This is a genomic window from Mycobacterium aquaticum, assembly GCF_002086485.1.
GTDB classification, from domain to species: domain Bacteria; phylum Actinomycetota; class Actinomycetes; order Mycobacteriales; family Mycobacteriaceae; genus Mycobacterium; species Mycobacterium aquaticum.
Genome location: NZ_MVHF01000030.1, coordinates 41,641 through 52,319, shown reverse-complemented (window position 1 = coordinate 52,319; position 10,679 = coordinate 41,641). Strand labels below are relative to the sequence as shown.

Annotated in this window: 11 protein-coding genes; 3 read left to right on the top strand and 8 right to left on the bottom strand. The window is 67.0% G+C overall.

Going from position 1 to position 10,679, the window contains the following annotated elements:
* Window positions 1-29 precede the first annotated feature (29 nt).
* The 3 genes from BST13_RS24995 to BST13_RS24985 are packed head-to-tail and all read right to left on the bottom strand — an operon-like array spanning window position 30 to window position 3,175.
* Window positions 30-1,334 carry an alanine racemase gene (locus BST13_RS24995; RefSeq protein WP_083166696.1) on the bottom strand — a complete coding sequence of 435 codons (1,305 nt, stop codon included), beginning with the start codon at window positions 1,332-1,334 and terminating at the stop codon, window positions 30-32.
* Window positions 1,335-1,337: 3 nt separating this feature from the next.
* On the bottom strand, window positions 1,338-1,685 hold the full coding sequence (locus BST13_RS24990; protein ID WP_083166695.1) for a hypothetical protein: 348 nt from the start codon (window positions 1,683-1,685) through the stop codon (window positions 1,338-1,340).
* Window positions 1,686-1,696: 11 nt separating this feature from the next.
* Entirely contained in the window at window positions 1,697-3,175 is a 1,479-nt protein-coding gene (locus BST13_RS24985; protein WP_158087192.1) for an APC family permease, read from the bottom strand.
* Window positions 3,176-3,408: 233 nt separating this feature from the next.
* Here BST13_RS24985 and BST13_RS24980 point away from each other — a divergent pair, with 233 nt between their 5' ends.
* Window positions 3,409-4,104 carry a FadR/GntR family transcriptional regulator gene (locus BST13_RS24980; RefSeq protein WP_083166693.1) on the top strand — a complete coding sequence of 232 codons (696 nt, stop codon included), beginning with the start codon at window positions 3,409-3,411 and terminating at the stop codon, window positions 4,102-4,104.
* 41 nt (window positions 4,105-4,145) lie between these two features.
* Here BST13_RS24980 and BST13_RS24975 read toward each other — a convergent pair whose 3' ends face one another.
* The 4 genes from BST13_RS24975 to BST13_RS24960 form a co-directional block, all read right to left on the bottom strand.
* Window positions 4,146-5,582, bottom strand: a complete 1,437-nt coding sequence (locus BST13_RS24975; RefSeq protein WP_083166692.1) for an amidase — start codon at window positions 5,580-5,582, stop codon at window positions 4,146-4,148.
* A 111-nt stretch (window positions 5,583-5,693) separates the two neighbouring features.
* Window positions 5,694-6,179 (bottom strand): GNAT family N-acetyltransferase, encoded by a 486-nt coding sequence (locus tag BST13_RS24970; protein ID WP_083166691.1) that lies wholly within the window; start codon window positions 6,177-6,179, stop codon window positions 5,694-5,696.
* Window positions 6,176-7,279: an isochorismate synthase gene (locus BST13_RS24965; RefSeq protein WP_083166690.1), complete on the bottom strand. Its 1,104-nt coding sequence runs from the start codon at window positions 7,277-7,279 to the stop codon at window positions 6,176-6,178. The genes BST13_RS24970 and BST13_RS24965 overlap by 4 nt, the downstream gene beginning before the upstream one ends.
* The gene (locus BST13_RS24960) at window positions 7,261-7,875 is read right to left on the bottom strand and encodes an acid phosphatase (protein ID WP_083166689.1); all 615 of its coding nucleotides are present in this window, start codon (window positions 7,873-7,875) and stop codon (window positions 7,261-7,263) included. Before BST13_RS24960 ends, BST13_RS24965 begins: the two co-directional genes overlap by 19 nt.
* 49 nt (window positions 7,876-7,924) lie before the next feature.
* On the opposite strand from BST13_RS24960, the gene BST13_RS24955 reads away from it, so the two are divergent.
* Window positions 7,925-8,731: a ParA family protein gene (locus tag BST13_RS24955; RefSeq protein ID WP_083166688.1), complete on the top strand. Its 807-nt coding sequence runs from the start codon at window positions 7,925-7,927 to the stop codon at window positions 8,729-8,731.
* 9 nt (window positions 8,732-8,740) lie between these two features.
* A complete protein-coding gene (locus tag BST13_RS24950; RefSeq protein ID WP_083166687.1) occupies window positions 8,741-9,442 on the top strand; it encodes a PP2C family protein-serine/threonine phosphatase in 702 nt (233 codons plus the stop codon).
* Window positions 9,443-9,458: 16 nt separating this feature from the next.
* Here BST13_RS24950 and BST13_RS24945 read toward each other — a convergent pair whose 3' ends face one another.
* Complete coding sequence (locus BST13_RS24945) at window positions 9,459-10,676, bottom strand: Rv3212 family protein (protein ID WP_083166686.1); 1,218 nt, start codon at window positions 10,674-10,676, stop codon at window positions 9,459-9,461.
* Between the last annotated feature and the right edge of the window lie 3 nt (window positions 10,677-10,679).

Sequence of the window (10,679 nt, the reverse complement as noted above, 5' to 3'; positions counted from 1 at the left end):
TCGGTTGTGGTGGATGACACGGGCACGCCTCAGCTCTCGTCGCGGTAGTACCGGCCCACCGCATCCAGTCGGTCGAGGGTGTGTTGCAGCGGCAGCACATTGAAGTTCTCGTCGAGCTGGTTGCACGCGGCGTCGAAAACGCCTTCGACGCGGGGCTTTCCGGTGGCGATGCCGCTGACCGCTGCGGTGTATCCCCGCTCGAGGAACGCCTGGGGGTGGTGCACCACCAGCACGGTGTCGCCGATCGCCGGCATCGGTTCACCCGGGCCGAATACCCCGTGGGCATCGACCATCTGGTTGTAGAGGTAGGGAATCCGGCAGCCTCGGGCGGAGTCGAGATCGGTACCGGCTGCCGCGGACATGGGCTCCGGGTCATACAGGTCGGAGACGAAGCTGAAGACTCCGCCTGCTGTGTAGACATTGTCGCCCCAGAAGTGGCTGACCTCGGTGACCACGACCTGGGCGGGCCGTTCGGCCATGTCCTGCTTGGCGTGGAAGCCGCCCGAGCCGGCCAGCGACACCCCGGGTTCCACCTCGGTGACCCCGTAACTCGCGAGCACCGGGAACGTCCCGACGTTGGCGTTGCCGCCGACGTTGAGATGCAGATCCCGCAGGCCGAGCTCACGTTCCAGCAACTCTTTGGCCCGCAGCATGGTGAAGAACGCCTCGGTCGGTTTCACCACCGAAGGGTCCCCGGTTTCCCCGTAGCTGATCGCCGAAAATTGGGTCAAGCCTGCGACTTCGACGTTCGGCAGGTCCAGCAGCGGGCGGATTCCCGCGACGCAGGTGTCCTCGGTCCAACCGCCGACAAGGCCGCTGAACGCGCCGTCGTCGACACCTACGATCGGCGTTCCGGTCGATGCCTGGTTGGTCACCCGTACGTACAGTCGCTGGGTGACCCCGAGCCGCGAGGCGGCGGCGGACACCCGCTGTGCGGCCTCATAGGTGTAGACGGTGATGAACTCGGGACGCATCGCGACCACGGCGGGAACCTGGGCAGCCGGGATGTTCTGGATGTGACCGACGTTGCCGAGCGGGAACCCGTAACGATGAATCCGGTGCGCCTGAAGCGTTTCCACCGCACACGTGGAAGGGATGCCGCACTCCAACATGACTTTGGTCATGAAGGGGTTGAGGCCGTTCTGCTTGGTCATGGCGTACACCCGCAGCCCGTGCTTGTCGGCGGCCGCTGCGGTACGGCGGGCATTGTCGGCGATCATGTCCAGGTCGATCATCTGTGTCGCCGACGGAACCGCACCGCCTTGGTGCAGCTCGATGGCCGCGGCCAGCATGGCCGGATTGAGTTCGAACGTCCGGTCGAGAAGTGTGGTCATCTCTCAGCTTTCGGTGTAGTAGGCGGCCAGTTCCGGAAGCGACATGGCCGGGGGATTGTCGAGATCGAGTCCGGTGCAGCTGCGCAACCGGTCCTTGAACCACCGGTCGAACGGCTGTGCCGATGCGCTCATCCTCTGCAGTGCCACCGCGAAGTCGACGGATTCCAGGTAGGCCACCAGGATGTCGTCGTCGCCGGATCGGGTGATGAACCATGCCTCTTTGCCCACCTCGAGTGCGCGTTGTGATTCGGCGTAGGCCTGCGCGCGAGGTCCGGACAATTCGGCCAGGAATTCCTTGGTTTCGGGGGTCTGTCCGGCGAGGATCGGAAGGTGCAAAAGGGTGGGGGACATGGGATTTCCTTTCAGTTGGTGGTGGTAGGGGTGGAGACGGCGGTTTCGGTGTCGCCGTCGGGTACGGGGTCTCGGTGGCCGAAGTCGGCGTAGACGGTCGGCTGTGCGCGGCGCATGTAGTACGCGCCGAGCAATCCGATCGCGAAGGCCACGGGTAGCAGCACCCAGAGATGGTTCATCAGGCTCGATGTCGCACCGGTCAGCGCGGGGAAGTGCCAGACGGACAAGCCGATGCCGGTCGCGAGGAGTACGGCCGCGGCGGTGGGTGCGACGGTGGTGCGCCACAGTTCGCGGTCGGCCCGGCGTGCGAAGAACCCGACCACCGCGCAGCTCGCGAGTCCTTGCAGGCACAGCATGCCCAATGCGCCGAGGCCCAGGAACCCCGCTGCGATGTCCTCCACGTCGAGGTGGGTGAGCGCCATGATGACCAGGACAGCCCCGGCGAATCCCAACTGGGTCCGGCTCGCGACGTGTGGCGAACCGTGCCGCTGATGCACCCTGGCGAGGGCGCGGGGCAGTGCACCGTCACGGGCCAGCGCGAACATGTATCGAGCGGTGGCGTTGTGGAAGGCGAGGAGTGCGGCGAACAGGCTGGTGCACACCAACAGATGCATGATGTGGTCGGATATCCCGCCGACATACAAACTGTTGGCCTTGAAGACGAAGTCGGAATCCTCTTGGGCCGCTTGGACCGCTCCGTCGGCGCCGAATGCCGCTATCAGCGACCAGGTGGTGAGCACGTAGAACCCGGTGATGAGGGCCAACGCGATGTAGGTGGCGCGCGGAATGGTGCGGCGTGGTTCGCGCGCCTCCTCGCCGTAGATCGCGGTGGCTTCGAAGCCGGTGAACGACGAGAAGGCGTAGACGATGCTCACCCCGATCGTCGCGGTGAAAACCGAGCTCGGCGTGAACGATTCCAACGGGAATGCTGCCGGGCCGTTCTTCACCAGGACCATGACGTCGAGCAGTCCGAGGATCACGAACTCGGCTGCCAGCAGAACCCCGAGAACCTTCGCGCTGAACTCGATCCGGAAGTACGACAGCGTCACGAGCACCAGGTAGGCGAGCAATGACCAAATCTGCCAAGGCAGTTCGATACCCAGGTCGGCCGATGCGGCGCCCTGGGTCGAGATGCCGACGAATGCGATCAGTGCGACGACGTAGGCGTTGTAACAGATCAGCGCGATCATGGCCGCTCCCATGCCGAAGGCACGGCCGAGCCCCCGCGTGATGTACACGTAGAAGGCGCCTGCGCTGACCACATGGCGGCTCATCGCCACGTATCCCACGGCGAACAGGGCGAGGGTCACGCCCGCGATGACGTAGATACCCGGGGTCCCGATGCCGTTGCCGTGTCCGATGGATGCGCCGGCCCCGACGAACATCGCCCCGAGCGGGGACGCTGCCGCCACGACCATGAAAACGATCGCCCCTGTGCCGATCTGACCCGATCGCAGGGTCGGGGGAGAATTGCCGTCCGAGGAAGCCATACTGGCCAACTTTCTTGGGTGGTGAAAGGGTCTGCGACCCAGGCGCTGTCGAAAGTCGCGGGCCGGAGAGGAAGCCGCTTCGGCGGCTGACAGCAGCGTATAAGTCATCAGACAACCTGACAAGAGGGGATGTGTGATTGGGCCGACTTTCCGGCGCGTGGTGTCGTTTGGCACACCTGGGTGGTTCGGCCGGTTGCGGTCGGACACATCAGACAAGCTGATAGCGTTTCGCCATGGCAGAACTTCGGAGGTTCTCGCTCGTAGAGCAGGCGGCCGACCAGATCGCGGCGCGTATCACGGCGGGTGAATGGGAAATCGGAGCCAAGCTGCCCGCCGAGTCGGCCCTGGCCGCCGAGCTCGGCGTGGGCAGATCCACTGTGCGCGAAGCCGTCAAGCAGCTGCGGGGTCTGGGACTGGTCGAGGCGCGCCAGGGCTCAGGCGTGTTCGTCATCGCACTCGAGCGATCCGAGGAGTGGGAGGCGGTCCTACGCCGGGCCGACATCGACGACGTCCTCGAAGTTCGGGAGGCCATCGAGGTGAAGGCGGCTGAGTTGGCCGCCGGCCGTAGGGATTCCAGGGATCTCACCCGGCTCAGGACGACGCTGAAGAGTCGGGCCGATGCCGAGACCGGGCGATCGGATGACGAGCTGGTGGATGCCGACATCGAGTTTCATCGCGCGATCGTGCGTGCGGCGCACAATCCGGTGCTTTCCGAGCTGTTCGAATCCTTTGCGCCGAGGATCCGCTCGGCGATGCTCGACATGCTGCGAATGTCCCCGGATGACCGGCATCGTCATGACCAGGACGCGCATTCCGGGATCATGGAGGCAATCCGTCAGCGCGATCCGGCCGGGGCGGCCGCCGTCATGCTCGGGCAGCTGGAATCCGACCGTCGGGGTAACGAACAAGCCGCCGTTGCGGCCGACTGATACCGGTGTTGCCGCCGCAGCGACGGCAACACCGGATCCGGCTAGCCTTGGGCGGCAAGCACTTCCGGTCGGTGTTGCGACCAGGGTCGCACACGCTCAAAAGCCGCTGCGGCTTGAAGCACCGCGGCGTCGGCCCGTAGGCCGCCGACGATCTGCAGCCCGACGGGCATGCCCGCAGCGGTGAATCCCGCGGGCACCGAGATCGCCGGATTGGTCGTCATGTTGAACGGGTAGGTGAGCAGCCAACCCATGACCTGGTGCGGCAGTGGCGCATCCGACAAACTGTCGGGGCAGAACTGGTCGGCGGCGAACGTGGGTTGGGTGGTGACCGGCGTGACGAGGTAGTCGAAGTCGCGCATGAACGCCGTCATCTGATCGACCATGCGACCACGTGCGGCATCAGCGCGCTGGATGTCGCGGGCGCCCAGCCGAGCGCCCGACCGCATCACTTCGATGAGTTGTTCGTCGACCCGGCCCGCCTCGCCATCCCAGTCGGCCGTGTCGAGCATCGACGAGTACACGGGGGCCCAGACGCCTTCCCACATGGCTTGTTCGGGGTTGTCCCAGCCGGGATCGGCTTCTTCGACAACGCAACCCAATTCGGTGAATGCCGAGACAGCGCGGCGACAGATGTCGTTGATCTCAGGGTCGACGGTGGCATATCCCAGATTCGGCGACCAGGCGATGCGCGCACCATCGATGCCCCGGTTCAACGCCGCCACGTAGTCGAACCCGTCCGACGGCAGCGACAGCGGATCGGCCGGGTCGAATCCCGCCATCGCATTGAGCATCAGCGCGGCGTCGGCCACCGTACGGGTGATCGGACCGTGGTAGGCGAACGTGTGGAACCGACCGGCAAGCCGGGTCTGGGGGATCCGACCCAAGGCCGGTTTGAACCCGACAACACCGTTGAGCGCGGCCGGGATGCGTACCGACCCGCCGCCGTCGGTGCCCTGCGCCAGCTGGCCGATCCCGGCTGCGACCGCTGCCCCGGCGCCACTGCTGGACCCACCCGCGGTCATGCCGTGCCGCCAGGGGTTGTGGGTCGTGCCGTACAGATGGTTGGAGGAGTTTGCTTTGTACCCGCCCTCCGCTGGGTTGGTCTTGCCGAGGAACAGGCCGCCTGCCGACTTCAATCGTGCGGCCACCGGTTCGTCGTGCTCGGCCACGACATCCTTGAATGCGACGATGCCGGAGGTCGCCGGGGTGCCCTTCACCGCGCATACCTCTTTGAGGCTGAACGGGATGCCGTGCAGCGGCGATACGGGTTGCCCACCCGCCAGCTGCTCGGTGAGCGCCCGTGCGTCGGCCATCACCTGGTCGGGGTCGTGGTAGACGAACGCGTTGAGCGTCGGGTTCACCTCGGACATTCGGCGCAGTACGGCGTCGGCGACATCGAGCGGGGTGACTTCGCGCGCGGCGATTCTGCCGGACAACTCGACCGCAGACATCCAGCACAGCTCTTCGTAATCGGACATGGCCCTCACTTTCCGTTGCTTGAAGCAGGCCTGCCTGATGAGCCTACAACTTATCAGACAACCTGATAAGTCCCACGGGTGTGAAAGGTCACGCGGGATGGGTGGGGTGAGTCAGCCCTGCTCGCCGGCCAGGGCGGTGAGCTCCGGCCCCGACACCCGGTAGGTGGTCCATTCGGTCTGCGGCTTGCCGCCGACGGCGTCGTACAGTGCGATCGCGTTGACGTTCCAGTTCAACACCGCCCACGTCAGCCGGGAGTATCCGTTCTCGACGCACTCGGCGGCCAAGGTGACCAACAACTTTCGGGCCAGCCCGCGGCGCCGGAACGCGGGCCGCACGTAGAGATCTTCCAGGTAGATCCCGGCGACCCCGTCCCAGGTGGAGAAGTTCAGGAACCACACCGCGGTGGCAGCCACCTCGCCGTCGATCTCGACGATGTGCCCGTATGCCACCGGCTTCTCGCCGAAAAGCGCAGTGTGCAACTGAGTTTCGGTGACAGTGCACTCGTCGAGCGCCTTCTCGAACTCTGCGAGCTCACGGACCATCGCGGCGATCTCGATCTCGTCGCCGGGCCGTACCCGTCGGATCACTTCGGTCATGCTGTCCCCAGTCCTTTCAGGATGGTCCGGAATTTCGTTGTGGTCTCGTCGACTTCGTCGTCGGGATCGGATTCGGCGACGATGCCGCCACCGGCGTGGGCCAGCGCTTCCCGCCGGTCGGCGGACAGCACGGCACAGCGGATCGACACGACCCAGCGACCGTCACCGTCGGCGTCGCACCAACCCACGGCCCCCGCGTAGAACCCGCGGTCACCTTCGAGCTCGCCGATTAGCGCGGCAGCCGTATCCGTGGGAACTCCGCCCACGGCGGGGGTGGGGTGCAGGGCGAGTGCGAGATCGATTGCGGTGATGTCTTTTCCGCGCAACCGCCCGCGCATCGGCGTGCTCAGGTGCCACAGGGCGTCCGTGCCGTGCAATTCGGGTTCTGCTGCGATCTGCATGTCCACGCACAACGGATCGAGCGCCTTGCGCATGACGTCGACGACCAGTTGATGCTCGTGGCGGTTCTTCGCCGACGCGGCCAGCGCGTCCGCGTTGGCGCGGTCGGTGGCCGGATCGGAAGACCGTGGCGCCGAACCGGCGAACGGTTGGCAGATCACCGTGTCGCCCTGGCGCGCCACCAGCAGTTCGGGGCTGGCTCCGACCAAAACGGTTCCGCTGTATCGCGGGCCGGCAGGTGACAGGTCCGCGAGGTACACCGTGGCGGCCGGATCGGCGTCGGCCAGCTTGCGCAGCACGGTGCGCGGATCCCACGCGCCGTCCGCGGTGAGCTGCAGCGCCCGGGCCAGCACCACCTTGTCCAGCACAGTGGCCGGATCCCGCAAGCGTGCCACCGCCTCGGCCACCCGGTCGCGGTGCACCGCGCTGGCAGGCAAGGTCTCGCGCGACGTCACCGAAGGCGTCGGCCCGGCCGGCCAGTCGGGCAACGCATCGGCACGGTGGACCGTCATCGGTTCCTGCAGAGCGGCCGGCTGCGTCGTGTCAAAGGGCAACGCGCCCACAATGATTGAGGCAGCACCGGACCGCAGTGCGGATTGCGCGTCGGGGATCGCCGAATAACCCCTCCGCACACCCTCGGTGACCAGCGCCCCCGACGGTCCGGCCAGCACGAACCCCGGGTTCAGTGCGACGGCAGGCACGGATTGGTACGGCCGCTGAGGCCCAGTGCATTGAGCTGTCGGAGGCCGTCTTTGAAGCCGCAGACCGCGACCGAGGCCGTGTCCATCATGAAGCGGATCCCCTCGGCTATCGGCAGTTCTACCCAGCGGACCAGCACCGACCGGGAAAAGTGACCGTGCCCGACGAAGACGACGTCACGGGTTTCGAGGTATCCCAACGCCAGCTCGATCGCCTGATCCGCGCGGGCGGTGACGTCGGCCGGGCTTTCCCCACCCGGGCCGCCATGCGTCCACACCGTCCACTCCGGCACCTTTGCGTGGATCTGCTGGGGAGTCAGCCCTTCGTATTCGCCGTAATCCCATTCGGCGAGCAGCGGAGATACTTCGTCGATGGTCAACCCGGCCAATTCGGCCGTCTCCAGTGCACGGCGCCGAGGGCTGGAGATCACGATGGGGTCCTGCAGCTGCAGGTCGGCCAGCACCGCGGCCGCCGCCTTGGCCTGTTGCCGTCCGGTATCGGTGAGGTCGAGATCGGTGCGGCCGGTGTGTTGACCTGATTTGGACCATTCGGTCTCGCCGTGACGGAGCAGCATAAGCCGGTGCTGTGGGGCGCTCATACGGCGATTCTGCCGCACGTCCGACGGCGTACGCCCGGAGCGTGCTTGGATGGAAGCCGTGACGCGGGTACTAGCGGTCGCCAATCAAAAGGGTGGGGTAGCGAAGACGACGACGGTGGCGTCGTTGGGCGCGGCGATGGTCGAACTCGGTCAGCGCGTGCTGCTCGTCGACCTTGACCCGCAGGGGTGTTTGACGTTCTCGCTGGGCCAGGATCCCGACAAGCTCCCGGTGTCGGTGCACGAGGTGCTGCTCGGTGAGGTCGAGCCGAACGCGGCGCTGGTGCAGACCGATGAAGGCATGACACTGTTGCCTGCCAACATCGACCTGGCGGGCGCCGAGGCCATGTTGTTGATGCGGGCCGGCCGCGAATATGCGCTCAAACGGGCCCTGGCCAAGGTGGCCGAGCAGTTTGATGTGGTGATCATCGACTGCCCGCCGTCGCTGGGCGTGTTGACGCTCAACGGGTTGACCGCCGCCGACGAGGTGATCGTTCCGCTGCAGTGCGAGACGCTGGCGCACCGCGGTGTCGGCCAGTTCCTGCGCACCATCGCCGATGTCCAGCAGATCACCAACCCGGATCTGACGCTGCTGGGCGCCCTGCCCACGCTCTACGACTCGCGCACCACCCACAGCCGCGACGTGCTGCTCGATGTGGCCGACCGCTATCAGTTGCCGGTGCTGGCGCCGCCGATACCGCGCACCGTGCGCTTCGCCGAGGCGACCGCGTCGGGTGCTTCGGTACTGGCCGGCCGTAAGAACAAGGGCGCCTCGGCCTACCGGGAGTTGGCCGAGGCACTGCGGAAGTACTGGAAGTCCGGGAAAGCGATGGCCACCTTCACTCCCGAGGTGGTGTAGCCGGATCTCATGGCGAGAGTGCTCGCGGCCGCAACGGCCACCGATCAGGGCCCCGTCCGGGTCAGCAACCAGGACGCGGTGCTGGTCGAGGGAGTGCTCTACGCCATCGCCGACGGCTTCGGCGTGGTCGGTGACCAGGCCAGCCGGCTGGCCCTCGACACCCTGCGGGCCGGTTTCGTGGCCGCACCCGACCGCGACGGTCTCCTGGCCGCGGTACGCCGGGCCAACGAACGGGTGTGCGCGCACGTCACGTCGGACGGTTCCAGCTCGGGGTGCACGCTGACCGCGGTCGCGATGTTCGACGACGAACAGGGCGGACCGATGGTCGTCAACATCGGCGACTCACCGCTGTACCGCATTCGCGACGGCCGCATGGAGCAGCTCACGGCCGATCACAGTGTGGCGGGCGAGCTCGTGCAGGCCGGGGAGATCACGCGCGAGGATGCCCGGTTCCACCCTCAGCGCCATCTGCTGACCCGTGCGCTGGGCATCGGGCCGGTGATCCGTGTCGATGTCGCAGACCTCGATTGCCGGCCCGGCGATCGCCTGCTGATCAGCAGTGACGGGCTCTTCGCCGCCGCAGACGAGTCCGCCATCGCCGACGCGGCCAGCGCGCCGGAGCCCGAGACGGCAGTCCGGCAGCTGATCGAGGTGGCCAACAACGCCGGAGGCAGCGACAACACCAGCGTCATCGTCATCGACCTGGGCTGACCAGCGAGCCCGTTTCTTACTTCGGGCCGAGCGCGACGAGTTCGTCGCCGCGCTGCTCCAGCAGGGTGGACCCGGCCACTGCGGGCACCACCGGCACGGGACTCGGTTGGCGGGCCAGCGCGATGTGCCGTTCCCCCGCGCCGGTGGCCGGATCGAAAACGTCGTAGCCGTCGCTGACCGGGACCAGCAGGCGCCCGGCCATCTCCGTGGCAGGACCGACCGGGTTGGCCGCACCCGCGGGACTGACGGTGTACTTGTAGCGCAGCCCGTTGGCGTCGAACACCAGCACCGAATTGCCCGTCCACCAGGTGACCAGATCCCCGGCCCGACTGGCCGTGGCCTGTGGGCTCGGCGGGCCGGGGAGCAGTGTGCTGGCGATCGTGGCGCCGTTGCGGTCGATGATGTTGACCGTCGGCTTCGGCGTCGGCACGTAGATCGCCGTCGTGGTGTCCGCCACGGCGATCACCTGGGCACCCGAATCGTCGGCCACGCCGGGCAGCTCCACATTCCTGATGTCGGGCTGGTCCTCCTCGTCGGCGGGCCGCAGCAGCGTCAGTCGCAGATCGGCCCGTTTGGGGCAGGACTCCAGCACCGACACGGCCGACGAGCTGGCCGCGGCCGACACCAGCCGGCACACCGGCGACGCGGGCACATCGGGTTTGATGCGGGCGTCGAGCGACCCGTAGGACAACATCCGAACCATGTCCGAGCGCCACATCTCCAGACGGCTGTCCCCGGCCGAGAGCACCGTGGTGCCGTCGGAGGACAGGCGCACCTCGGGATCGGAGTAGCTGCTGCGGGCCGGCCCACGGCGGCCTGTCTTGCCGTCGATGGTGCTGACCTGCCCGCATCCGCGGCTGTCCGGGTAGACCGCGACCGCGTACTGGTACACCGAGGTCACGCCGCACAGCTCGAGATCGCGGGCGTAGCTCCACAGTGTTGCCCCGGTGACCGGGTCACGCCCGGTGACGGTGCGTCCGTCCCCGGTGACCACGGAGCCGCCTGCGATCACCGGCACCGTGGTCTTGGGACTCGGCGCGGTCCACAGCTGCTGCAGCCCGGCCGGTACCTCGCGGGCCGAGGTGAGATAGGGGACCGGCGACGCGGCGGGACGACTGACCGTCGCCCGCTCGTCGCTGGTCCACCAGATCAGGGCGGCGACGACGGCGATGACCGCAACGATTGCGGCAGCCGCCACCATGTCGCCACGGGTGCGACGTTCCGGTGTGACCATAGA